The sequence below is a fragment of the Janthinobacterium fluminis genome (assembly GCF_028595325.1).
Classification (GTDB): Bacteria; Pseudomonadota; Gammaproteobacteria; order Burkholderiales; family Burkholderiaceae_D; genus Janthinobacterium; species Janthinobacterium fluminis.
Genome location: NZ_JAQQXR010000006.1, coordinates 363,670 through 384,936, shown reverse-complemented (window position 1 = coordinate 384,936; position 21,267 = coordinate 363,670). Strand labels below are relative to the sequence as shown.

The 21,267-nt window shown below is 64.4% G+C and carries 17 protein-coding genes; 3 read left to right on the top strand and 14 right to left on the bottom strand.

Annotation, left to right across the window (positions count from 1 at the left end; translation table 11 throughout):
- Positions 1–38 precede the first annotated feature (38 nt).
- The gene (locus tag OIK44_RS17465) at positions 39–179 is read left to right on the top strand and encodes a hypothetical protein (protein ID WP_273672485.1); all 141 of its coding nucleotides are present in this window, start codon (positions 39–41) and stop codon (positions 177–179) included.
- 6 nt (positions 180–185) lie between these two features.
- Here the strand turns inward: OIK44_RS17465 and OIK44_RS17460 are convergent, their stop codons facing one another.
- The 14 genes from OIK44_RS17460 to OIK44_RS17395 form a co-directional block, all read right to left on the bottom strand.
- Complete coding sequence (locus OIK44_RS17460) at positions 186–1,289, bottom strand: M48 family metallopeptidase (RefSeq protein ID WP_273672484.1); 1,104 nt, start codon at positions 1,287–1,289, stop codon at positions 186–188.
- Positions 1,290–1,300: 11 nt separating this feature from the next.
- On the bottom strand, positions 1,301–1,750 hold the full coding sequence (dut, locus tag OIK44_RS17455) for a dUTP diphosphatase (protein ID WP_273672482.1): 450 nt from the start codon (positions 1,748–1,750) through the stop codon (positions 1,301–1,303).
- A gap of 34 nt (positions 1,751–1,784) precedes the next feature.
- Entirely contained in the window at positions 1,785–3,005 is a 1,221-nt protein-coding gene (coaBC, locus tag OIK44_RS17450) for a bifunctional phosphopantothenoylcysteine decarboxylase/phosphopantothenate--cysteine ligase CoaBC (protein ID WP_273672552.1), read from the bottom strand.
- Positions 3,006–3,024: 19 nt separating this feature from the next.
- Positions 3,025–3,528: a signal peptidase II gene (gene lspA, locus OIK44_RS17445; RefSeq protein WP_273672480.1), complete on the bottom strand. Its 504-nt coding sequence runs from the start codon at positions 3,526–3,528 to the stop codon at positions 3,025–3,027.
- Between the two features lie 74 nt (positions 3,529–3,602).
- Entirely contained in the window at positions 3,603–6,506 is a 2,904-nt protein-coding gene (ileS, locus tag OIK44_RS17440) for an isoleucine--tRNA ligase (RefSeq protein ID WP_273672478.1), read from the bottom strand.
- Between the two features lie 71 nt (positions 6,507–6,577).
- On the bottom strand, positions 6,578–7,549 hold the full coding sequence (locus OIK44_RS17435; protein WP_273672477.1) for a bifunctional riboflavin kinase/FAD synthetase: 972 nt from the start codon (positions 7,547–7,549) through the stop codon (positions 6,578–6,580).
- A 176-nt stretch (positions 7,550–7,725) separates the two neighbouring features.
- The gene (locus OIK44_RS17430) at positions 7,726–8,949 is read right to left on the bottom strand and encodes a tetratricopeptide repeat protein (RefSeq protein ID WP_273672476.1); all 1,224 of its coding nucleotides are present in this window, start codon (positions 8,947–8,949) and stop codon (positions 7,726–7,728) included.
- A gap of 82 nt (positions 8,950–9,031) precedes the next feature.
- Positions 9,032–9,463, bottom strand: a complete 432-nt coding sequence (locus OIK44_RS17425) for an ExbD/TolR family protein (RefSeq protein ID WP_273672475.1) — start codon at positions 9,461–9,463, stop codon at positions 9,032–9,034.
- A 96-nt stretch (positions 9,464–9,559) separates the two neighbouring features.
- Entirely contained in the window at positions 9,560–9,988 is a 429-nt protein-coding gene (locus tag OIK44_RS17420) for an ExbD/TolR family protein (RefSeq protein WP_273672473.1), read from the bottom strand.
- 5 nt (positions 9,989–9,993) lie between these two features.
- The gene (locus tag OIK44_RS17415; RefSeq protein ID WP_273672472.1) at positions 9,994–10,896 is read right to left on the bottom strand and encodes a MotA/TolQ/ExbB proton channel family protein; all 903 of its coding nucleotides are present in this window, start codon (positions 10,894–10,896) and stop codon (positions 9,994–9,996) included.
- A gap of 84 nt (positions 10,897–10,980) precedes the next feature.
- Positions 10,981–11,640 carry an energy transducer TonB gene (locus tag OIK44_RS17410; protein WP_273672470.1) on the bottom strand — a complete coding sequence of 220 codons (660 nt, stop codon included), beginning with the start codon at positions 11,638–11,640 and terminating at the stop codon, positions 10,981–10,983.
- A gap of 571 nt (positions 11,641–12,211) precedes the next feature.
- Positions 12,212–13,750 (bottom strand): SpoVR family protein, encoded by a 1,539-nt coding sequence (locus OIK44_RS17405; RefSeq protein ID WP_273672551.1) that lies wholly within the window; start codon positions 13,748–13,750, stop codon positions 12,212–12,214.
- The gene (locus OIK44_RS17400; protein WP_273672469.1) at positions 13,750–15,018 is read right to left on the bottom strand and encodes a YeaH/YhbH family protein; all 1,269 of its coding nucleotides are present in this window, start codon (positions 15,016–15,018) and stop codon (positions 13,750–13,752) included. The genes OIK44_RS17405 and OIK44_RS17400 overlap by 1 nt, the downstream gene beginning before the upstream one ends.
- A gap of 177 nt (positions 15,019–15,195) precedes the next feature.
- Positions 15,196–17,118 (bottom strand): PrkA family serine protein kinase, encoded by a 1,923-nt coding sequence (locus OIK44_RS17395; RefSeq protein WP_273672467.1) that lies wholly within the window; start codon positions 17,116–17,118, stop codon positions 15,196–15,198.
- A gap of 529 nt (positions 17,119–17,647) precedes the next feature.
- Between OIK44_RS17395 and OIK44_RS17390 the strand changes: the two genes are divergently transcribed.
- Both OIK44_RS17390 and OIK44_RS17385 read left to right on the top strand, forming a co-directional pair.
- On the top strand, positions 17,648–18,661 hold the full coding sequence (locus OIK44_RS17390) for an adenosine deaminase (protein WP_273672465.1): 1,014 nt from the start codon (positions 17,648–17,650) through the stop codon (positions 18,659–18,661).
- A gap of 60 nt (positions 18,662–18,721) precedes the next feature.
- Entirely contained in the window at positions 18,722–21,256 is a 2,535-nt protein-coding gene (locus OIK44_RS17385; protein WP_273672463.1) for an ABC transporter permease, read from the top strand.
- Positions 21,257–21,267: the final 11 nt, after the last annotated feature.

The following is a 21,267-nucleotide window of genomic DNA, read 5'->3' as shown; positions in this document are numbered from 1 at the left end:
AATATACTACGCAGTCCTAAAGCTTGCAGAGAGTGGCTATGACAGAGAATACCGATAGAGAAGACGACGGCAACCCTAAGTTCGGCCGCCTGTTGGTCGTGCTGCTGGGCGCCGTCGTGTTTTGCGTGGTGCTGACCTGGGTGATGGGGGTGTTCTTCCCGAACTTCCCCAACATCTAGCCGGCCTTAGGGCAGCAGCGGCTTCTTGCCGGCCTGCTTGGCCTTGATCTCGGCGACGGTCTTGTTGATCGCGCCGACGCGGTAGGCGATGGCCGGGTGGATGGCCGTGTAGCCATTGAGCACGGTGGCGGGATAGGCGTTCGCCAGGCGCTGCCAGAAGCGGGCCGCGTTGTCGATGCCGTAGCCGCCGCGCGCCAGCAGGTAGAGCGCCAGGGTGTCGGCGGCCGCGTCGAGTTCCTGCGGCATGGCTTTGACGCCGCCGTTGCCGATCAACATGGACAGGTCCGGCTCGACGTCGCTGAGGTTTTCGATCATGCCGCTCAGCGTGCCCGCCGAGCGTTGCGTGACGGCGTGGCCGAGGATGTTGTGCGCCATTTCCTTGGCCATCACGTAGGCGATCGATTCGTCGTTCTGCGCGTAGTTGATCATGCCGCGCGTGAGCATGAGGCGCTGGCCGTCGGCGTAGGCGTTGACGTTGTCGGCGTTGCCCAGGTCGACGCGGAAGGCGCAGGCGCGCGTGACGGGCAGGCTGAGGTTCTGGTCGACGCCGCCGCGGGCGATGGTCACGGTCAGCGTGGCGCGGCTGGCAACCAGCGGGCCCAAGATGCCGGCCGCCTGGGTTTCCGCGTTCGGCCCGTGCGGCAGCAGCTTGCCGTCGGCGGCGACCAGGCCGTCGCCCTTGCGCAGGCCGGCGCGCGCCGCGCCGCTGCCCGACAGCACGCCGGACACTTGCAGGTGCTCGTTGTAGCCGAGCGCCGCCTGGGCCGCGTCGGCGAATTCGCCGGGGTAGGAGTATTTGTTCTTGGCGGTGAAGCCGAGCAGGTTGCGCGCCTGGCCTTTGCACAGGTCGGCGTTGTTGATCAGCAGCGGCGCCGCGACCTTGTACAGGCGGTCCTGCAGGGCCACCATTTTGCCGACGGCGTCGCGCGCGGCGATCATGCGCTGGGTGACGACGGGGGCCGCGGTGCGCGGCCCGGCCGCAGCGGGCGCGCGTTCGCGCTCGCTGATGTAGACGGGGGGCGGCGTCGAGCAGCCGGCCAGCAGCAGCGCCAGCATGGCGGCGCCGCCTGCCTGGAGTCGGTTGAACGGTGGGTTGGCGATACCAGGCATAGCGGCTTTCCTTATTGTTTGCCGGTGCTGCCGAAACCGCCAGCACCGCGTTCGCTCGTGTCGAATTCGTCGACGATGTTAAAGCCCACCTGCAGCACCGGCACGATGATCAGCTGCGCCAGCCGCTCCATCGGATTCAGCGTGAAGGTGCTGTGGCCGCGGTTCCAGGTCGACACCATCAGCTGGCCCTGGTAATCCGAGTCGATCAAGCCTACCAGATTTCCCAGCACGATACCGTTCTTGTGGCCCATGCCGCTGCGCGGCAGGATCATGGCGGCGTAGGACGGGTCGCCGATGTGGATCGCCAGGCCGGTCGGAATCAGCACGGTCTGGCCGGCTTCGATGGTGAGGGGGGCGTCGATGCAGGCGCGCAGGTCGAGGCCGGCGCTGCCCGGGGTGGCGTAGGCCGGCATCTGCTCTTGCATGCGCGGGTCGAGGATCTTGACGTCGATTGTTTTCATGGCGTTTCTTGGTGGTGGATGGGCAGGCGCGGCCTCACTTGAACAGTGAGGTCTGCGCCAGCCGCTTGGAAATTTCGGAAATGAGTTGGCGTGCCAGATTCAGCTTGCCGGCGCGCGGCAGCACGGTGTGGCCGTTTTCGTCGAACAGGATGATGGTGTTGTCGTCCTGGCCGAAGGTGTGGTGGCCGATGTTACCGACCAGCAGGGGGATGCCTTTTTTCTCGCGTTTGCTGGCGCCGAATTCGATCAGGTTTTCCGATTCCGCGGCAAAGCCGACGCAATAGGGATGGCCGGACAGGTTGGTGCGCGCCGCCACCGCCGCCAGGATGTCGGGGTTCTGTTCGAACTTCAGCTCCGGCACGGAGCCGTCGGCCTGCTTCTTCATTTTCTGCTCGCTGGAGTTGAGCACGCGCCAGTCGGCCACGGCGGCGACGGCGATGAAGACGTGCTGGCCGTCGAGCTGGGCCATGACGGCGTCGTGCATCTGCCGGGCGCTTTGCACGTTGAGGCGCTGCACGCCGAAGGGCGCGTCCAGCGCGGTGGGGCCGGAAATGAGCGTGACCTCGGCGCCGGCTTCGCGCGCCGCGCGCGCCACCGCGTAGCCCATCTTGCCCGAGGAAAGGTTGGTGATGCCGCGCACCGGGTCGATGGCCTCGAAGGTCGGGCCGGCCGTGATCAGGACGCGCTTGCCGGCCAGGACTTTCGGCTGGAAGGCGGCGATCAATTCTTCCAGCAGCTGCTGCGGTTCGAGCATGCGGCCGAGGCCGACTTCGCCGCAGGCTTGTTCGCCGGCGGCCGGGCCGAACAGCGTGACGCCGTCCTCGCGCAGCTGCTCGACGTTGCGCTGGGTGGCCGGCTTCTGCCACATTTCCACGTTCATCGCCGGCGCCACCAGCAGCGGCAGTTGTTGCGGCCGCGCCAGGCACAGCGTCGACAGCAGGTCGTCGCAGACGCCGTGCGCCAGCTTGAACAGGAAGTCGGCCGAGCAGGGCGCGATGAGGATGGCGTCGGCGCCGCGGCTCAGGTCGATGTGGGCCATGTTGTTGTCGATGCGGGCGTCCCACTGGCTGCTGTGCACCGGGTGGCCGGACAGGGCTTGCATCGTCACGGCCGTGATGAAATGGGTGGCGGCGTCGGTCATGACGACGTGGACCTCGGCGCCGGCCTTGCTGAGGGCGCGGCACAGTTCGGCCGCCTTGTAGCAGGCGACGCCGCCGGACAGGCCGAGGACGATTTTTTTACCAGACAGTTCCATCATGCTTCTCCCGGGGGGATTACTTGTTCACGCGGCGCAGTTCGTCGAGGATGAACAGCACGACGCCGAGGAAAATGGCCGAATCGGCGAGGTTGAAGGCGGGGAAGTGGCCCCAGCCTTTGAGGTGGAAATCGAGGAAGTCGATGACGTGGCCGTAGGCGACGCGGTCGATGACGTTGCCGATGGCGCCGCCGAGTATCAGCGCCAGCGCCCAGCAGAACAGGCGTTGCCCGGCGTGCTTCTTGAGCAGGTAGACGATGTACAGCGAGACACCGACGGCGATGGCGGTGAAGAAGTAGCGTTGCCAGCCGCCGGCGTCGCGCAGGAAGCTGAAGGCCGCGCCCGGGTTGTAGACCAGGGTCAGGTTGAAAAACGCGGTGACGACGCGCTCTTCGGCGTAGGCAAACAGCCGCGTGATGGTGATCTTCGAGACTTGGTCGAGCAGGATGACGATGGCGGCGATGCCGAGCCACGGCAGCAGGGACGATTGCGGTTTGGACGAGAAGCGGTTTTTAGTGGCCATAGGTGTCGGGTGGGGTTCGTGGCCGCCATCGCGCGGACGCGATGGCGGGGTCGTGCCGGTACGGCGGGGCTAATTTACGCGAACTTGCGTTTTTCGCCCGCACCGAACAGATTGCTGTGGCAGCGGCCGCACAAGGTCGGGTGGTCGGCGTGGGCGCCGACGTCGGCGCGGTAGTGCCAGCAGCGCTCGCACTTTGCCGCTTCGGACGCCGTCACGCTGACGCCTTCCTCGGCCTCCCCGGCCACTTCGACGACGTTCGCCTGCGAGGTGATGAAGACGAATTTCAGGTCGTCGTCCAGGCTGGCCAGCAGCTGGTACTTGCCGGCTGCGGCCTTGATGGTCAGCTCGGCCTGCAGCGAGGAGCCGATGGCGCCGGCGCCGCGCAGGTCTTCAAGCTGCTTGGTGACGTCGGTGCGCACGGCGCGCAGGGCCGCGTACTTTTCCAGCAGGGCGGCGCCGTCGGCGACGACCGGCAGCTCCCAGTAGGTCTGGGTGAAGATGGTTTCGTCGCTGGCGCTGTATTGCTGCGGGCTGGCGAAGACGGCCCAGGCTTCCTCGGCCGTGAACGACAGCGCCGGCGCCATCACGCGCAGCAGGCTTTGCGTGATGTGCCACAGCGCCGTCTGCGCCGAGCGGCGCGCCTTCGAGGTCAGGCCGGTGGTGTACAGGCGGTCCTTCAGGATGTCGAGGTAGAAGCCGCCCAGGTCTTCCGAGCAGTAGGTCTGCAGCTTGGAGACGATGGGGTGGAATTCGTAGGTCTCGTAGTTCTTCAGGATCTGTTCCTGCAGCGCCGCCATGTTGGCGATGGCGTAGCGGTCGATCTCGAACAGCTCGGCGATCGGCAGCGCGTCCGTGGTCGGGTCGAAGTCCGAGGTGTTGGCCAGCAGGAAGCGCAGCGTGTTGCGGATGCGGCGGTACGATTCCGTCACGCGCTTGAGGATCTCGTCGGAGATCGACAGCTCGCCGCTATAGTCGGTCGAGGCGATCCACAGGCGCAGGATGTCGGCGCCCAGGGTGTCGGAGATTTTCTGCGGCGCCAGCGTGTTGCCCAGCGATTTGGACATTTTCTTGCCCTCGCCGTCGACGGTGAAGCCGTGCGTCAGCAGCGCCTTGTAGGGCGGCTGGCCGTTGAGCATCGAGGAGGTCAGCAGCGAGGAGTGGAACCAGCCGCGGTGCTGGTCCGAGCCTTCCAGGTACAGGTCGGCCGGGAATTGCGACTGGGCGCCGTGCGAGCCTTTGCCCTGCGGGCCGCCGAGCACGGTCTGGTGCGTCGTGCCGGAGTCGAACCAGACGTCCAGCGTGTCCTTGTTCTTCTGGTACATGGCCGCCTCGGCCCCGATCAGGTCGGCGATGTCGAGGGTCAGCCAGGCTTCGATGCCGCTTTTCTCGATCAATTTGGCGATCTGTTCGAGCAGCTCGGGCATGCGCGGGTGCAGCTCGCCGCTTTCCTTGTGGACGATGAAGGCCATCGGCACGCCCCACTGGCGCTGGCGCGACAGGGTCCAGTCGGGACGGTTGGCGATCATGCCGTGCAGGCGCGCCTGGCCCCAGTCCGGGTAGAACTTGGTGTCGGCGATGCCTTGCAGGGCGCTCTGGCGCAGCGTCGGGCCGCCGTCTTTCGGCGTCACGTCCATGCCGGCGAACCACTGCGAGGTGGCGCGGTAGATGATCGGGGTCTTATGGCGCCAGCAATGCATATAGCTGTGGTCGAACATCTTCAGTTCGAACAGGGCGCCGGCGGCCGTCAGCGCGGCGCAGATCGGCTTCGACGCTTCCCAGATGGTCAGGCCGCCGAACAGCGGCAGGGTCGAGGCGAATTTGCCGTCGCCCATGACCGGGGTCAGGATGGCGTCGTCCTGCATGCCGTGCGCCTTGCAGGAGATGAAGTCGTCGAGGCCGTAGGCGGGCGCCGAGTGGACCACGCCGGTGCCGCTTTCGGTGGTCACGTAGTCGGCCAGGTACATCGGCGAGCTGCGGTCGAAGGCCGGGTCTTGCGCGGCCAGCGGATGCCGGAAGCGCAGGCCTTCGAGGGCGGCGCCCAGGCAGGTGGCGATGATTCTGCCTTCGAGTTTGTAGCGCGCCAGGCAGGATTCGGCCAGGTCGGCGGCCAGGATCAGCAGCAGCGGCTGGCCGTCGCGCCGGGTTTCGACCAGGGCGTAGCTGATTTCCGGATGGACGTTGAGCGCCTGGTTGGACGGGATGGTCCAGGGCGTGGTGGTCCAGATGACGATGAAGCCGTGCTCCGTCGGCAGGGCCGGCAGGCCGAAGGCGGCCGCCAGCTTGGCCGGTTCGGCGAAGGAGAAGCCGACGTCGATGGCCGGGTCGCGCTTGTCCTGGTATTCCACCTCCGCCTCGGCCAGCGCCGAGCCGCAGTCGAAGCACCAGTTGACCGGCTTCAGGCCGCGGTAGACGTAGCCTTTTTCCATCATCCGGCCGAGGGCGCGCAATTCGTCGGCCTCGTTGCCGTAGGCCATGGTCAGATAGGGGTTGTCCCACTCGCCCAGCACGCCGAGGCGGATGAAGCCGGCCTTCTGCCGCGCCACCTGTTCGCTGGCGTAGGCGCGCGCCTTGCTCAGCACCTCGGCCGTCGGCAGGTTCTTGCCGTGAAGTTTTTCGATCTGGATCTCGATCGGCATGCCGTGGCAGTCCCAGCCCGGCACATAGGGGGCGTCGAAACCGGCCATGGTGCGCGACTTGACGACGATGTCCTTGAGGATCTTGTTGACGGCGTGGCCCAGGTGGATGTCGCCGTTGGCGTAGGGCGGACCGTCGTGCAGGATGAATTTCGGGCGGCCGGCGGCGGCCTTGCGGATGCGCTGGTAGACTTTCTTGTCCTGCCATTGCTGGACCCATTGCGGCTCGCGCTTGGCCATGTCGCCGCGCATAGGGAACGGCGTTTCGGTCATATTGACCGGGTATTTGCTCTCCGGCTTCTTGGCGGATTTTTGCTGCTTCGGCGTGGTGCTGTTATCGGACATAAGTTTTCTTCAGTGTGTATCGGTGTAAGTGTTACAGGGCGGTGGCGCGGCTCCGCGCGAATGAGGGACCGTCAAATTCGGTCGGTCGCGGTGATGGCGCCGCTGCGCCTGTCGAAATAGGCGCGCGCCAGGTTGGCGTCGCGGGCGATGGCGGCCGTCAGCGTCGGCAGGTCGAGGTATTTTTCCTCGTCGCGCAGCTTGTCGAGGAATTCCACGCGCACCAGCTTGCCGTAGCAGGACTGGGCGAAGTCGAACAGGTGCACCTCCAGCAGCACGCGGCCGCTGTCGTCGACGGTGGGGCGCACGCCCAGGCTGGCCACGGCCGGCAGCGGCCGCTCGGCCAGGCCGTGCACCTGGACGATGAAGATGCCCGACAGCGCGGGGCGGTGGGCGACGCGCAGGTTCAGCGTCGGAAAACCCAGCGTGCGTCCCAGCTTGTGGCCGTGGATCACGTGGCCGGACATCGAATAGGGGTGGCCCAGCAACTGCTGGGCGTGGCCGAAGTCGCCCGCGGCCAGCGCGGCGCGCACGGCCGAGGAGGAGATGCGCTCGCTGTTGTTCATCACCGTCGGCAGGGTTTCGACGTGGAAGCCGTATTGGCGGCCGGCCTCGTGCAGCATGGCGACGTTGCCGGCGCGCTTGGCGCCGTAGCAGAAGTCGTCGCCGACCATCAGCCATTTCACGTGCAAGCCCTCGACCAGCACCTTCTCGGTGAATTCCTGCGGTGTCATGGCCGCGAACTGGGCGCTGAAATGCTCGACGATGACGCGGTCGGTGCCGGCGTCGGACAGCGATTGCAGCTTGTCGCGCAGGTTGGCGATGCGCGGCGGCGCCTTCGACAGGTCGCCGGCGCGCTCGGCGAAGAATTCGCGCGGATGCGGCTCGAACGTCATCACGGCCGCTTCCAGGCCCAGCTGGTCGGCGGCCGCGCGCACGCGGGCCAGCAAAGCCTGGTGGCCGACATGGACGCCGTCAAAGTTGCCGATCGTCAGAGCGCAGGGCGCGCGCGCTTGCGCGTTGGGAAGTCCGCGGAATACCTTCATAGGAATCTTGGTGAAAAGCTGTCGCTAAATGGTGGATTATACGGACAGTTTGGGCGATTCACACCAGCAAGAGCCGGCGCCGGCCCATTCAGGCTGGCAAAATGATAAAAAAAGCGCCGTCCGCGTGTTGCGGACGGCGCCGGCAGCGGCGCGAAAGGGGGCGCCGCTGGCGCCGCTTACAGCGGGTGGTTGATGTTCAAGGTCCAGTAGCGGGCCAGGTCGGCCGCGCCGTCCGTGCCCTGCACGGTCTTGAGGGTCGACAAGGCATTCGCCTTCTTGCCCGCGTTCATGTAGGCGATGCCCAGGTGCAGCTTGACTTCGTCGGCATGCTTCAAGCCGCCCATCTTGATGGCCTGGTTCATCAGCGCCAGGCCCTTGTCGGCCTGGCCGCTGCTGACCTGGGCAAAGCCGAGGGCGGCCAGCCCCTCGGCGTCCTTGTTTTTCAGCAGTTCGGCTTCGCTGGCGGCGTCCTTCTTGGCATTTTCGGCCAGCGTCTTCGTCGCCAGGTCCTTCAGGCGCTGGTGGCGGGCCGCGTCGGCGCCGGCGCCCAGCACGCCCTTCTTGTAACCCTGCTCGACGATCTTCAGCGCTTCGGCCGGATTACCCGACTGCAGCGACAGTTGCGACATTTCCATGTAGTCGCCCGGCTTGGCGATCAGGCCGTTGACCAGTTTCAGGCGCCACACGTCCAGCGACAGGCGCTCGGAGAAGCCCGGCTTGCCGCTGACGCGGTTCAGCAGGTCGGCCCAGTAACTGGCTTTCGGATAACTGCCGGCCAGCTTTTCCAGCGTGGCGACATAACCGGCCTTGTCGTTTTGCTTGCTCTGGATGTTGGCCAGCATGCCCAGCTGGGCTTCCGAGGCGCCCCGTCCGCTGGCCTGCAATTCCTTCGCCGCCGCCGCGTAGTTGCCGCTGACGTAGTAGGTCTGGATCAGCAGTTCGCGCATTTGCGGGTTGTCGCCGTCCTTCAGCGTGCGGTTGATCCAGGTGATCGCCTTCGGCCAATCCTTGGCGCGGTAATACATGGTGGCCAGGGCCTGGGTGAACTTCGGCGCTTCGGCGGCGGACAGGCGGCCGGAGTTGATGACGAATTCAAAGGCCTTGATGGCGCTGGCGTCGTCGCCGGCGCCGGCGGCGGCCGAGGCGCGCACGCGCTCGATCTGGTAAGTCTCGAATGGGGTCTTGCCGCCGACGCTGTCGGCTTCGCGCAGTTTGGCGAGGGCTTCCTTGTTCTTGCCCGAGGACGCCAGTTTCTGCGCCTCTTGCAGTGGCTTGCCCACTTCCGTGCGCACGCTGTCGGCGGCGTGGGCGATCGAGCCCAGGCCCAGCACGGGCGTGGCGGCGGTGAAACCGATGGCGGCCATTACCAGGCCGAGATGAGCGAGACGAAACTTGGACATGGAAAATTCTTTCGTAAAAAGCGACACGGCAGGATTTACCCTGCCGTGCCGTTTAAAAAATAAGAGAACCTGATGGGGACGCTTACTGGAACTGTTCGTTGCCGACCAGACCGATCTTGGTCACGCCCAGGCGCTGGGCCGAAGCCATCACGCCGGCCACGACCTTATACGACACCAGCTTGTTCGGACGCAGATGCACTTCCGGCTGGTCCGCCTGCGCGGCCACGCTGTTGAGCTTGGCTTCGAGCGAGGCGCGGTCTGCCATCACCTGGTTGTCCCACAGGATGGTGCCGTCGAAATCGACGTCGATCGTCACGACGACAGGTTCCTTCGTCGGTGGCGGCGGGGTGCCGACCGGCATGTTCAAGTTCACCGAGTGGTTTTGTTTCGGAATCGTGATGATCAACATGATAATCAGCACCAACATCACGTCGATGAGGGGCGTCATATTCATTTCCATCATTGGTTCCGGATCAGCGCCGCTGCTGCTACCCGAACCGACATTCATACTCATGATGTTTCCTTTTAAGAAGTCCAACTGGCTGTGGGGCCGGCGCGCCGGCCCCAAGGCTGTCCGGACCGCCCCGCATAGGGGGCGGCGCCGGCCCTGTTAGCCTTTGTCGGGTGGCTCGATGATGAAGCCGACCTTTTGGATTCCAGCCCGCTGAGTGGTGAAAATGACCTTGCCGATGAATTCGTAGCGGGTGTTTTGGTCACCGCGCACATGAATTTCCGGCTGTGGCAATTTCACGGCCTCAACCTTCAAACGGTCGAACAAGGCATTGGTGTCGGCCATTCTCGCCTGGTCGAAGTAAATCTCACCGTCCTTGTTAACAACAATGTTGATGTTGGTAGGTTTGGGTTTCAAGGCCTGGTTGGTCTCCGATGGCAGACTGATCTTCTGCAATTTGAGCACAACAGGGCTAGTAATCAAGAAAATGATCAGCAAAACCAACATGATGTCGACAAGCGGCGTCGTGTTGATTTCGGACATTACTTGATCTTCATCTCCGCTGTCGGAGCCGACTGACATCGACATGGTTCTTATCCAATCTTTTTAGCGCCGGCAGCACGGCCAGCTTCGCTGGTCGACATGGCGCCGGAGATCAGTACCGAGTGCACGTCGGCGCTGAAGGAGCGGACATCTTCCATGGCCGCTTTGTTGCGGCGCACCAGCCAGTTGTAACCCAGAACGGCAGGAACGGCGACGAACAGGCCGAAAGCCGTCATGATCAGCGCTTCGCCCACTGGGCCGGCGACTTTGTCGATCGAGGCGTTACCGGTCATGCCGATGTTGGTCAGCGCGCCGTAGATACCCCAAACGGTACCGAACAGGCCGATAAACGGTGCGGTCGAACCCACGGTTGCCAGGAAGGACAGGCCGTCTTGCAGACGCGACTGCACTTTTTCCACGGCGCGCTGGATCGACATCGTCACCCAGGTCGACAGGTCGATTTGTTCCAGCAGGGCGCCGTCGTGGTGGGCCGTTGCCTTGGTGCCCGATTCAGCGATGAAGCGGAATGGGCTGCCTTCTTTCAGCGTGGCCGAACCGGCGGCGATCGATGGGGCTTTCCAGAACTTGGCCGAGGTTTCCTTCGATTGCTTGAAGATCTTCATCTGGTCGATCAGTTTCGTGACGATGATGTACCAGCTGCCGATGGACATCAGCGACAACAGGATCAGCGTGGCGCGCGGCACGAAACCGCCTTCGTTCCACACGGCTTCAGGGCCGAACGGGTTGTGCACCTCTTCCGTCGCTGGGGCTTTCGCGCCTTCGGCCGGGGCCGCTGCCGGGGCGGCGGCTTCGGCTGGGGCGGCGGCTGGCGCCGAAGCGGCGGCCGATGCCGGCGCGTCAGCGTAGGCCGGCGCGGCGACCAGGGCGGTGGCGGCGGTCACGGACAGCAAAACCGCGGCAAAAAAAGCGGACAGACGGGTATTCTTAAACATGCTTCCTCCAAAATTTAAAATAATCAGATCGCTGAACGTAACGACAACGAAATCACAGTGTGGGACGGTGTGGCTGTCCCGGTTTTAATCCAGCTTCCAAACGTATTGCATCTGCATCCAGGCCTGTTCAGGCTTGCCGTCGGTCATGCCCGGCTTGAATTTGCATTTGCTGATTCCGTTCACTGCAGCTTTGTCCAGATCCCTGAAACCGCTCGACTTGGTCACCTTCGAGTCGGCAACACGGCCGTCGACGCCGATCAAGAACGACAAGGTCACCGTGCCGGTCTCTTCGTTACGTGCCGACGACTTCGGATACTCCGGCGTGGCGCAGGTGCTCATGTCGGCGACGGCCGGGATGTGCACCGATTTGGCCGGACCCGGAGGGGCCGCCGGCGCCGCCGGTGGCGCTGGGCGAGCCAGTTCGTTGCTCGCCGGCTTGGCCGTGGTCGTGTTGGCGATCACGTTTTGCGGCGGCGGCGGTTGCTGTACGTTCACCTCGACTGGCGGAATGAAGGGCGGCGGGGGCGCTTTCATCTCAGGCGGCGGCGGTGGCGGTGGAAGGTCTTTCGGCGGAGGCGGTTTGACTTCCTCGATAATTGTGGTCTCCACAGCGTCGGTCATTTTTGCGACCATACGCTTACCCAAGCCGGTAACGATCCCGTACGCGACCAGGGCGTGCAACAGGACGACTACAGTGACTCCTGTAAAGTTCTTCCCGGTACTCTTCTCGTTCGAAAAATTCATGCCTGCTTTCTCCAATACCAACTCTTTTTTGTTGCAACTGAACCCCTAAATGACGGCAAAATCCTCCAGCCGCATCCGGGACGTCGGCGAATTATACATACGAATACTTTATTTCACATAGAATTTTAACGCCTAAAACCGGTTAAATTTCGCATGGTTTCAGACCTCCGAAAGCCCTCTGGCGGCCGCATGCTTGTTGGCATCTGGTCTATTTAAATAGACTATCGGACAATATTTTTCCTCAACGTTGTCATGAAGTTTCGGATGTTCTTCGATGCCTCCCAATGGCAAAATTAAATTTTGCAATATGCCGCCGAACGGATGTCAAATTTTGCGCAGGATATTGCCTAGTGGTAATTTATGCTAGCGGCGCGCTATGCTTTTCGCCCCTCTTCAGACTATACTCGCATCGCGAAAATAATGCATAAATAGCACGTATGTGCGCGTTGACGCGCGCGCGGCGGCGGCGCGGCAGGGGATGGGTGGGGGGCGGGCGCGCCGCCGCCCCGTTTACGCGGCGTCAAACGGCGCCGCCGCCCATACATACATATATATAGTGCGGCGGCGGAACTCAGGCGTTGCGGGCGCGCTTCTCGCGCTTGCACTCGATCGTGCTGAGGATGTTGCCGGCGGGGTCGACGGTGTCGAGGTGGACGTCGAAGCCCCACAGCCGCGCGACGTGCTTGAGCACCTCCTCGGCCTGCTGGCTCAGGGGGCGGCGCTGGAACTGCGTGTGGCGCAGCGTCAGCGCGCGGTCGTCGCGGGTGTTGACGGACCAGACCTGGATGTTCGGCTCGCGGTTGCCCAGGTTGTACTGCTCGGCCAGTTGCTGGCGCACATAGCGGTAGCCGGCCTCGTCGTGGATGGCGGACACGGCCAGCTTCTCGTTCTTGTCGTCGTCGAGCACGGCGAAGAAGTGGAATTCGCGTATCAGCCGGGGCGACAGGTATTGGGCGATGAAGCTCTCATCCTTGAAATTGCGCATCGCGAAGTCCAGCGTCTTGCGCCAGTCGCTGCCGGCGATGGTCGGGAACCAGGCCCGGTCTTCTTCGCTCGGGTGTTCGCAGATGCGGCGGATGTCCGTCATCATGGCGAAGCCCAGCGCGTAGGGGTTGATGCCGCTGTAGTAGGGGCTGGTGACGGGCGGCTGGTAGACGACGTTGGTGTGGCTCTTCAAAAACTCCATCATGAAGCCGTCGCCGACGACGCCTTCGTCGTAGAGCTTGTTGAGTATGGTGTAGTGCCAGAACGTGGCCCAGCCCTCGTTCATCACCTGGGTCTGGCGCTGCGGGTAGAAGTACTGGGAAATCTTGCGCACGATGCGCACCATCTCGCGCTGCCACGGCTCCAGCAGCGGCGCGTATTTTTCGATGAAGTACAGCAGGTTTTCCTCGGGCTCGGGGGGGAAGCGCGGCGCCGCCTTGCTGACCTCCTCCTCGTCGCGCCGCGGCACGGTGCGCCACAATTCGTTGATCTGCGATTGCACATAGGCTTCGCGTTCCTTCTGCTTGGCGTATTCCTGGGTCATCGACAGCTTGGCCGGGCGCTTGTAGCGGTCGACGCCGTAGTTCTGGATGGCGTGGCAAGAGTCGAGCAGCAGTTCGACGGCGTCGACGCCGTGGCGCTGTTCGCATTCGCTGATGTAGTTCTTGGCGAAGACCATGTAGTCGATGATGGCGTCGGCGTCGGTCCAGGTGCGGAACAGGTAGTTGCCCTTGAAGAAGGAGTTGTGGCCGTAGGCCGCGTGGGCGATCACCAGCGCCTGCATGGTCAGGCTGTTTTCCTCCATCAGGTAGGCGATGCAGGGGTTCGAGTTGATGACGATTTCATAGGCCAGGCCCATCTGGCCGCGCTTGTAGCTTTTTTCCGTCGACAGGAAGTGCTTGCCGAAGGACCAGTGGTTGTAGGACACCGGCATGCCGACCGAGGTGTAGGCGTCCATCATCTGCTCGGCGGTGATGATTTCCAGCTGGTTCGGGTAGGTGTCGAGGCCGAATTCGCCGGCGACGCGGCGGATTTCCTCGTGGGCTTGCTCGATCAGCTCGAAGGTCCATTCCGACTGTTCGGGCAGGGCGCGCGGGTGCACGGGTTTGGTCGTCATCATGTTCATCATTTGACCTGTTTTTTGAACAGTTCGCGGAACACCGGGTAGATGTCGGCCGGCGTGACAATTTTCTGCATGGCGAAGTGCGGGTGGTGGTCGGCGATTTGCGCGTATTGCTCCCACAGGTTTTGCTGCGGCCCGTCGGTGATCTCGACATAGGTGTAGTACTGCACCTTGGGCATGATGGTGTTGATGAGCAACTGGCGGCACAGCACCGAGTCGTTGTCCCAGTTGTCGCCGTCGGAGGCCTGGGCCACGTAGCTGTTCCACTGGCCGGCGCCGTAGCGCTCTTCGAGGATGCCGTTGAGCAGGTGCAGGGCCGAGGAGACGACGGTGCCGCCCGATTCGCGCGAGTTGAAGAACTCGTTTTCGTCGACCTCGGCGGCGGCCGTGTGGTGGCGGATGAAGACCACCTCGATCTTGTCGTAGGCGCGCTTGAGGAAGAGGTAGAGCAGGATGAAGAAGCGCTTGGCCGTGTCCTTGCGGCTCTCGTCCATGGAGCCGGAGACGTCCATGATGCAGAACATCACGGCCTGGGTCATCGGCTTGGGCACCTTGATGCGGTTGCTGTAGCGCAGGTCGAAGGGGTCGATGAAGGGGATGGCCAGCAGGCGCGTGTGCAGGTGGTGGATCAGGCGGCGCAGTTCGAGGACGCGGGCGTCGTCGTCGGGCGCGCCCAGCAGCAGGATCTCGGCCAGTTCGCGCTCGGCCTCGATGACGCGCTTGCGCGAGCTGCCGCCGACGGCGATGCGCCGCCCCAGCGCGCCGCGCAGCGAGCGCAGCACGTGGATGTTGGACGGCGTGCCCGACATATTGTAGCCGGCGCGCTGGTTCTTGAACTCCGTGGTGGCCGTCAACTGGGTCTTGACCATGTGCGGCAGTTCCAGGTCTTCGAAGAAATAGTTCATGAATTCTTCGCGCGACAGTTCGAAGATGAAATCGTCCTCGCTCAGTTGCTCGCTATTGCCGGCCTTGCCGCGGCCGGCGCCGGCGCCGCCCTTGGGGCGGTTGATCTGGTCGCCCTTCTGGTATTCCTTGTTGCCCGGGTTGATGGTTTCCCACACGCCGCCGTGGGCGTGGCCGAACGAGGGCTCGCCCACGTCCTTGACGGGGATCGACACCTTCTCGCCATTTTCAATGTCGGTGATCGAGCGGCCCTTGATGGCGCGCCCCACCGCATCCTTGATCTGACTCTTGTAGCGCCGCAAGAAGCGCTCGCGGTTGACCGCGGACTTGTTCTTGCTCTGCAAACGACGGTCGATGAGGTAAGTCAAAACATGCCTCCTGCTGCAAGGTGTGCGGCGCTCGGTCCGGGGCGGCGGCCGCCGCCGTCGGGCCGAGGTGGCGGACGCCGCAAAAATCAAGCACGGGCGCTGGGGGCGGAACGGCGGCGGCCGCCGCCTGTCCCTGCACCGTCCCGCCCGTGCCGCCCGGCTGGTCCCCGCGTCCGCCTAGGATGACTTGCGCACGCGCAGATACCATTCGCACAGCAGCCGCACCTGCTTGGCCGTATAGCCTTTTTCGACCATGCGGGCGACGAAGTCGGCATGCTTGTTGGCGTCGTCGGCGCTGGCCTTGGCGTTGAACGAGATCACCGGCAGCAATTCCTCGGTGTTCGAGAACATTTTCTTCTCGATCACCGTGCGGAATTTCTCATAGCTGGTCCAGGCCGGGTTCTTGCCGCCGTTGGAGGCGCGGGCGCGCAGGCCGAAGTTGACGATCTCGTTGCGGAAGTCTTTCGGATTGGAAATCCCCGCCGGCTTTTCGATTTTTTCCAGTTCGTTGTTGAGCGATTCGCGGTCGAAGCTTTCGCCCGTGTCCGGGTCGCGGTATTCCTGGTCCTGTATCCAGAAATCGGCGAAGGTGACATAGCGGTCGAAGATGTTCTGGCCGTACTCGGAATAGCTCTCCAGGTAGGCGGTCTGGATTTCCTTGCCGATGAACTCGACGTAGCGCTGCGCCAGGTGCTCCTTGATATAGGAGAAGTAGCGCTGCTCGGTTTCCGGCGGGAATTGCTCGCGCTCCACCTGCTGCTCCAGCACATACAGCAGGTGCACGGGGTTGGCCGCCACCTCGGTGGTGTCGAAGTTGAACACCTTCGACAAAATCTTGAAGGCGAAGCGGGTCGACAGGCCGTTCATGCCCTCGTCGACGCCGGCGTAGTCGACATACTCGTGCATGGACTTGGCCTTCGGGTCCGTGTCCTTGAGGTTTTCGCCGTCGTAGATGAGCATCTTGCTGAAGATGCTGGAGTTTTCCGGATCCTTCAGGCGCGACAGGATGGCGAACTGGGCCATCATCTTCAGCGTGCCGGGCGCGCACGGCGCCTTCAGCAGCGAGGAATTGGCCACCAGCTTGTCGTAGATCTTGATCTCGTCGGTGACGCGCAGGCAGTAGGGCACCTTGACGATGTAGATGCGGTCGAGGAAAGCCTCGTTGTTGCGGTTGTTCTTGAAGGTCTTCCACTCGGACTCGTTGGAGTGGGCCAGGATGATGCCGTCGAAGGGAATGGCGCCGAAGCCCTCGGTGCCCTTGTAGTTGCCCTCCTGGGTGGCCGTCAGCAGCGGGTGCAGCACCTTGATGGGCGCCTTGAACATTTCGACGAATTCCATCAAGCCCTGGTTGGCCAGGCACAGGCCGCCCGAATAACTGTAGGCGTCCGGATCGTCCTGGGCGTAGTCTTCCAGCTTGCGGATGTCGACCTTGCCCACCAGCGAGGAAATGTCCTGGTTGTTCTCGTCGCCCGGCTCGGTTTTCGAGATGGCGATTTGCTTGAGCACCGAGGGGTAGCGCTTGACGACGCGGAACTGGTTGATGTCGCCGTTGTATTCGTGCAGGCGCTTGACGGCCCAGGGCGAGGGGATGTTGCGCAGGTAGCGGCGCGGGATGCCGTAGTCCTCTTCCATGATGACGCCGTCCTCCTCCTCGTTGAACAGGCCCAGCGGCGACTCGTTGACGGGCGAGCCTTTCAGGCAGTAGAAGGGGACGTGCTCCATCAGCGACTTGAGCTTTTCGGCGATCGAGGATTTGCCGCCGCCCACCGGTCCCAGCAGGTAGAGGATTTGCTTGCGCTCTTCCAATCCCTGGGCCGCGTGGCGGAAGTAGGACACCACTTGCTCGATCACTTCCTCGGTGCCGTAGAAGTCGCGGAAGGCGGGGTAGATCTTGATGACCTTGTTGGCGAAGATGCGCGACAGGCGCGTGTCGTTGCGGGTGTCGACCAGGCTAGGTTCGCCGATGGCGGCCAGCATGCGCTCGGGCGCGCTGGCGTAGGTGAGGCGGTCTTTCTTGCACAGTGCCAGGTATTCGGACAAGGACATTTCCTCTTCCCGGGTGCGTTCGTAGCGTGCTGCGTAGTTGTCAAAAATGGTCATTTGAATGTCCTTTAATGTAAACCTGCTAGTCACTTGTAATCGGCAGTTGACTGTCGCGCTGCTGCCTGGCCTTTATCTGTGCAAACGGTTCTGATTATCCCTGTCGTGATGGTGCGCCGCCGGCCTGTGCCGGTCCGGTTTGCCCGGACCCGAAGTGCTGATGCCGTTGCCGCGTGCTCGAATGCATGGCCGGCCTTGGTGTGTCTGTATAACGCATCTTACGCTTATGAAATTTATTATTGCTCTATTAGTTCAGGAAGTCAAAAGATATGTCGTAATATCGTTAATACTCGATCATAGGTGCTTGATTTTATTGGCGAAAATGGAAAAAATTGGCAGAATTCCAGTGGATTTTCTAGCATTTTATCGGGCGTAAAACGGCATTCTTCGCGCCCCGCGCGGCGCCCGCCGGCGCCGCCGCGCGACGGTGCGGCGCAGCAAAGTGCGGCGCCGCCGCGTGGCGCCGGCCGTCTTGCGCTAAGATGCTTTCCTATTGACGTAGTCCGCCACTGAATTGAAGGGAAAAGTAATGATGAACGACCAATTGCGCGCGCTGTTGCGGCAGATGCCGAAGGCCGAACTGCACATCCATATCGAGGGTTCGCTGGAGCCGGAGCTGATCTTCGCGCTGGCCGCGCGCAACGGCGTGGCGCTGGCCTATGCCTCCGTCGAGCAGTTGCGCGCGGCCTACGCCTTCGAGGATTTGCAGTCTTTTCTCGACATTTATTATGCGGGCGCAAGCGTCCTCTTGAAGGAGCAGGATTTTTATGACATGACCAGCGCCTACCTGGCGCGCGCGGCGGCCGACAATGTGCGCCACGCGGAGATCTTCTTCGACCCGCAGACGCACACGGCGCGCGGCGTGCCGATGGCCGACGTGATCAACGGCATCCACCGCGCCTGCCAGGACAGCCCCGTCAGCGCCACGCTGATCCTGTCCTTCCTGCGCCACCTGTCGGAGGAGGACGCCTTCGCCACGCTGGAGCAGGCGCTGCCGCACCGCGACAAGTTCATCGGCATCGGCCTCGATTCTTCCGAGGTCGGCAACCCGCCCGAGAAGTTCGCCCGCGTCTTCGCCCGCTGCCGCGAACTGGGCTTCCACCTGGTCGCCCACGCGGGCGAGGAGGGGCCGCCGGCGTATATCGAGACGGCGCTCGACGTGCTGCACGTCGAGCGCATCGACCACGGCGTGCGCTGCCTGGAAGACGCGGCGCTGACGCAGCGCCTGGCGCGCCAGCAAACCGCGCTGACGGTGTGCCCGCTGTCGAACACCAAGCTGCGCGTGTTCGACACGATGGCCGAGCACAATCTGCTGGGCCTGCTTGACGCCGGCCTGCTGGTCACCGTCAACTCCGACGATCCGGCCTATTTCGGCGGCTATATGAATGCCAATTTCGCGGCCGTCTTCGAGGCCCTGCCGCTGGGCCTGGCGCACGCGCAGCGGCTGGCGCGCAACGGCTTCATCGCCGCCTTCCTGCCGGACGAGGTCAAGCGGCGCTACCTCGACGAGGTCGACGCCTTTTTCGCCGCCGCCGCCGTGTAACGACGCGGCGCCCGCCGGCAAGCGCGCTTGCCGGCCCGTCCATCCCGCCTGGAACCACCGATGTTGAGCCTCTCCCTGAAAATGACCGGCCGCGACTGGCGCGCCGGCCAGTTGCGTTTCCTGCTGGTGGCGCTGATCGTCGCCGTCGCCGCCCTGTCGGCCGTGGGCTTCTTCGTCGACCGCCTGCGCGCCGGCCTGAACCGCGACGCCCACCAGTTGCTCGGCGCCGACCTGGTCGTCAACGCCGACAACCCGATTCCTCCGGCCTGGCGCGCCGAGGCGGCGCGGCGCGGCCTGGCGATGGCGCACACGGTGGTCTTCCCCAGCATGGCGCAGGCCGGCGAGGGCGAGCAGTCGCAGTCGCAACTGGCCTCCATCAAGGCCGTCTCGGCCGGCTATCCGCTGCGCGGCAAGGTGAAGATCACCACCTCGCCGGAGCGCGCCGGCGAGGCCGACGGCAGCGCCACGCAGGCCATTCCGGCGCCCGGCACCGTCTGGGTCGACGCCGCCATCCTGACTGGCTTGAAGGCGGCCGTCGGCGACACCATCCGGCTGGGCGAGCGGCGCTTCACGATCGCGCAACTGATCGCCAGCGAGCCCGACCGCGGCGCCGCCTTCCTGAATTTCGCGCCGCGCGTGATGCTGCCGCTGAGCGAGCTCGACGCCACGGGCCTGGTGCAGACGGGCTCGCGCGTGACCTACCGGCTGCTGCTGGCGGCGCCGGCCCAGGGCGGCGAGGGCGCCGTCGCCGCCTACCGGCGCTGGCTGGAGGCGCACATCAAGAGCGCCGCCGTCAAGGGCGTGCGCATCGACTCGCTGGAGTCGGGCCGGCCGGAGATGCAGTCGACGCTGGAGCGGGCCGACCGCTTCCTGTCGCTGGTCGGGCTGCTGTCGGCCATGCTGGCGGCCGTGGCCGTGGCGATGGCGGCGCGGCGCTTCATGCTGCGCCACGTCGACGCCTGCGCCATGCTGCGCTGCCTGGGCCTGACGCAAAACCAGGTGACGGCCCTGTACCTGATCGAATTCCTGCTGGTGGGCCTGGCCGGCAGCGCGCTCGGCGTGGCCGTCGGCTTCGGCGGCCACCTGGTGCTGCTGGAATTGCTGGGCAAGCTGGTGCAGAGCGATTTGCCGCCCGTCTCGGCGCTGCCGGCCGTGCAGGGCGTGGCCACCGGCATGCTGCTGCTGATCGGTTTCGCGCTGCCGCCCATCCTGCAGCTGCGCAATGTGCCGCACAACCGCGTGATCCGCCGCGAGCAGGACGCGCCGCAGCCGCTGGCGCTGCTGAGCTATGGCCTGGGCCTGTGCAGCTTCGTCGTGCTGCTGCTGTGGCAGGCCGGCGACGTCCAGCTGGCGCTGCTGACGGCGCTGGGCTTCCTGGGCGGCTTCGCGCTGTTCGCGCTGAGCGGCTGGCTGGGCCTGAAGTCGCTGAAGACGCTGCGCGGCGCTCTGCGCCACCAGAGCTGGCGCTTCGCCGTGACGTCGCTGCAGCGCCGCCCCGGCGCCAGCATCGTGCAAATCGTGGCGCTGGCGCTGGGCCTGATGGCCTTGCTGCTGCTGACGGTGGTGCGCGGCGACCTGATGGGCGCCTGGCGCAGCGCCACGCCGGCGGACGCGCCGAACCGCTTCATCATCAATATCCAGCCCGAGCAGAAGGACGACATCGCGCGCCGCCTGGCCGGCGCCGGCGTCGCCAACGCGCCGCTGTATCCGATGATACGGGGCCGTCTGGTGGCCGTGAACGGCGCGGCCATCACGCCCGACACCTATGCCGAGGAGCGCGCCCGCAACCTGGCCGAGCGCGAGTTCAACCTGTCGACGATGGCGCAGATGCAGGAGCAAAACCGCATCGTCGCCGGCAAGTGGTTCGCCGACCAGGCCGGCGCGCCGGCCGAGGCTTCGGTCGAGGAGGGCATCGCCAAGACGCTGAAGCTGAAGCTGGGCGACCGGCTGCGCTTCGACATCGCCGGCACGCCCGTCGAGGCGGCCGTGACCAGCTTGCGCAAGCTGGAATGGGGCTCGATGAAGGTGAATTTCTTCGTCATCATCAACCCGGCGGCGATGGCCGACACGCCGCAAAGCTGGATCACCGCCTTCCACCTGCCGGCGCGCCAGGCGGCGCTGGGCAATGCGCTGACGCGCGACTATCCGAACCTGACGGTGATCGACGTCGGCGGCGTGCTCAGGCAGGTGCAGGCCGTGCTCGAACAAGTCGTCACGGCCGTCGAGTTCCTGTTTTCGTTCACGCTGGCGGCCGGCGTGCTGGTGCTGTACGCCGCGCTGATGGGCTCGCAGGACGAGCGCAGCCGCGAGGCCGGCCTGCTGCGCGCGCTGGGGGCGACCCGGCGCCAGCTGGCGCAGGCGCAGTTGATCGAGTTCGCGCTGGTGGGCGCCCTGGCCGGCCTGCTGGCGGCGGCCGGCGCGTCGGCGATGGGCTGGGCGCTGGCGACCTACCAGTTCAAGTTCGACTGGAGCGGCGGCGCCGGCGTGTGGCTGGCCGGCTTGCTGGCGGGGGCCGCGTGCGCGATCGCCGGCGGCTGGCTGGGGCTGCGCAATGTATTGCGCCAGCCGCCGCTGCAAACGCTGCGCGAGGCCTGAGGCCGGCGCAC

What these genes read in the sequence shown, in the direction of transcription:
- coaBC (WP_273672552.1), bottom strand. Translation starts at nt 3,005, where the DNA reads ATGGAACTGTCTGGTAAAAAAATCGTCCTCGGCCTGTCCGGCGGCGTC.
- OIK44_RS17410 (WP_273672470.1), bottom strand. Translation starts at nt 11,640, where the DNA reads ATGAATTTTTCGAACGAGAAGAGTACCGGGAAGAACTTTACAGGAGTC.
- OIK44_RS17430 (WP_273672476.1), bottom strand. Translation starts at nt 8,949, where the DNA reads ATGTCCAAGTTTCGTCTCGCTCATCTCGGCCTGGTAATGGCCGCCATC.
- OIK44_RS17405 (WP_273672551.1), bottom strand. Translation starts at nt 13,750, where the DNA reads ATGAACATGATGACGACCAAACCCGTGCACCCGCGCGCCCTGCCCGAA.
- ileS (WP_273672478.1), bottom strand. Translation starts at nt 6,506, where the DNA reads ATGTCCGATAACAGCACCACGCCGAAGCAGCAAAAATCCGCCAAGAAG.
- lspA (WP_273672480.1), bottom strand. Translation starts at nt 3,528, where the DNA reads ATGGCCACTAAAAACCGCTTCTCGTCCAAACCGCAATCGTCCCTGCTG.
- OIK44_RS17395 (WP_273672467.1), bottom strand. Translation starts at nt 17,118, where the DNA reads ATGACCATTTTTGACAACTACGCAGCACGCTACGAACGCACCCGGGAA.
- OIK44_RS17425 (WP_273672475.1), bottom strand. Translation starts at nt 9,463, where the DNA reads ATGAGTATGAATGTCGGTTCGGGTAGCAGCAGCGGCGCTGATCCGGAA.
- dut (WP_273672482.1), bottom strand. Translation starts at nt 1,750, where the DNA reads ATGAAAACAATCGACGTCAAGATCCTCGACCCGCGCATGCAAGAGCAG.
- OIK44_RS17415 (WP_273672472.1), bottom strand. Translation starts at nt 10,896, where the DNA reads ATGTTTAAGAATACCCGTCTGTCCGCTTTTTTTGCCGCGGTTTTGCTG.
- OIK44_RS17385 (WP_273672463.1), top strand. Translation starts at nt 18,722, where the DNA reads ATGTTGAGCCTCTCCCTGAAAATGACCGGCCGCGACTGGCGCGCCGGC.
- OIK44_RS17420 (WP_273672473.1), bottom strand. Translation starts at nt 9,988, where the DNA reads ATGTCGATGTCAGTCGGCTCCGACAGCGGAGATGAAGATCAAGTAATG.
- OIK44_RS17460 (WP_273672484.1), bottom strand. Translation starts at nt 1,289, where the DNA reads ATGCCTGGTATCGCCAACCCACCGTTCAACCGACTCCAGGCAGGCGGC.
- OIK44_RS17465 (WP_273672485.1), top strand. Translation starts at nt 39, where the DNA reads ATGACAGAGAATACCGATAGAGAAGACGACGGCAACCCTAAGTTCGGC.
- OIK44_RS17390 (WP_273672465.1), top strand. Translation starts at nt 17,648, where the DNA reads ATGATGAACGACCAATTGCGCGCGCTGTTGCGGCAGATGCCGAAGGCC.
- OIK44_RS17435 (WP_273672477.1), bottom strand. Translation starts at nt 7,549, where the DNA reads ATGAAGGTATTCCGCGGACTTCCCAACGCGCAAGCGCGCGCGCCCTGC.